The sequence below is a fragment of the Bacillus haikouensis genome (genome assembly GCF_013179555.1).
GTDB lineage: Bacteria > Bacillota > Bacilli > Bacillales > Bacillaceae_B > Rossellomorea > Rossellomorea haikouensis_A.
This window is the reverse complement of sequence record NZ_JABMCR010000513.1, coordinates 1-1556: the sequence shown is the minus strand read 5'-3', so window position 1 is coordinate 1556 and position 1556 is coordinate 1. Positions and strand designations below refer to the sequence as shown.

Here is a 1556-nt window from a genome sequence, read left to right as displayed (position 1 = left end):
ATTTGCGGCACCCACTTTGGTGATACAAAAGAGGTCAGTTCCATTTCCTTAATGCCTGATTCCTTCAGGCGCAAGATAAATTCTTTCTTCGTGTCAGTTGGAACAAAATTCTTTTCATTTTGCAAGCCGTCACGGGGACCGACCTCGATAATTGTAATAGTTTCAGGTAATTTCATCGTTTCCCACCCCTTTATTCTTATTGTAGGAAAATTTCGACAACAAAATCAACTAAAATTTTTAAGAAAGAGAGAGGAAATTGAAGCGTTTACATAGAAAGGGTTAACGGAGGAGATTTTTTTGCCTTTTCTCTAATAGGTGGAAATTCATGCAAATCAGTCATAATAGTATGGGAGGAAGAGAAATGTCGAATGAAGTTGTAATCGTCAGCGCTGTAAGAACAGCGATTGGGAGCTTTAACGGCTCATTGAAGGATGTTTCAGCTCCTGAGCTTGGGGCTATCGTGATCAAAGATGCCCTTGAAAAGGCCGGACTGAAGAAAGAAGTTGTCGATGAAGTCATCATGGGGAATGTCCTGCAGGCTGGACTTGGACAGAACCCTGCACGGCAGGCATCCATAAAGGCAGGTTTACCAGAACATGTACCTGCTTTGACAATAAATAAAGTATGTGGTTCCGGGTTAAAGGCTGTACACTTGGCAACCCAGGCAGTACTTGCAGGGGACGCCGATATTATAGTAGCAGGCGGAATGGAAAACATGAGCCAGGCACCTTATTTACTAAAAGGCGCAAGAAATGGATTCAAGATGGGGGATCAGTTGGCAGTGGACAGTATGATTTCCGATGGTTTATGGTGTGCATTCAATGATTATCATATGGGTGTGACCGCAGAAAACCTGTGTGACCGGTACTCGATTTCGCGTGAAGAACAGGATGAATTCGCGGCAGCGAGCCAGGAGAAAGCAAATGCTGCGATTGAGTCAGGGAAATTTAAGGATGAAATTGTCCCTGTACATATCCCTCGACGTAAAGGCGAACCGATTGAGTTCAGCCAGGACGAATTTCCTCGAAAAGGCTCAACTGCGGAAAAATTATCCGGACTACGTGCCGCGTTCAAAAAAGATGGAAGTGTGACGGCAGGTAATGCGTCCGGCATTAATGACGGCGCAGCTGCTGTTGTGGTCATGTCAAAGAAAAAAGCAGATGAGCTTGGTGTCAAACCTCTTGTCACGATAAGAGGGAATGCAAATGCCGGTGTCGATCCGAGTGTGATGGGAATCGGTCCAGTTACGGCTGTAAAAAAAGTACTGGAGAAAACGGAACTGTCGATGGAAGACATCCATCTGATCGAGGCCAATGAAGCATTTGCTGCGCAATCACTGGCGGTTGACAGGGAACTTCAATTCAACCGGGATGTGCTCAATGTAAATGGGGGAGCCATTGCATTAGGTCACCCGATCGGGGCAAGCGGAACAAGGATCCTGGTGACATTGATCCATGAAATGAAGAAAAGACAGGTTCAGCACGGATTGGCTACGTTGTGTATCGGCGGAGGGCAAGGTGTAGCGACAGTCGTAGAGCTGAACAATTAAGAAGGTT

General features: G+C 45.8%; 2 protein-coding genes. One reads left to right on the top strand and one right to left on the bottom strand.

Annotation, left to right across the window (positions count from 1 at the left end):
- Window positions 1-176, bottom strand: a 176-nt coding sequence (locus HP456_RS25245; RefSeq protein WP_512698788.1) for a hydroxymethylglutaryl-CoA lyase-like TIM-barrel protein, incomplete at its 3' end; no start/stop codon positions are given.
- 185 nt (window positions 177-361) lie between these two features.
- On the opposite strand from HP456_RS25245, the gene HP456_RS23790 reads away from it, so the two are divergent.
- On the top strand, window positions 362-1549 hold the full coding sequence (locus HP456_RS23790; protein ID WP_172255631.1) for an acetyl-CoA C-acetyltransferase: 1188 nt from the start codon (window positions 362-364) through the stop codon (window positions 1547-1549).
- The last annotated feature ends 7 nt before the right edge of the window (window positions 1550-1556 follow it).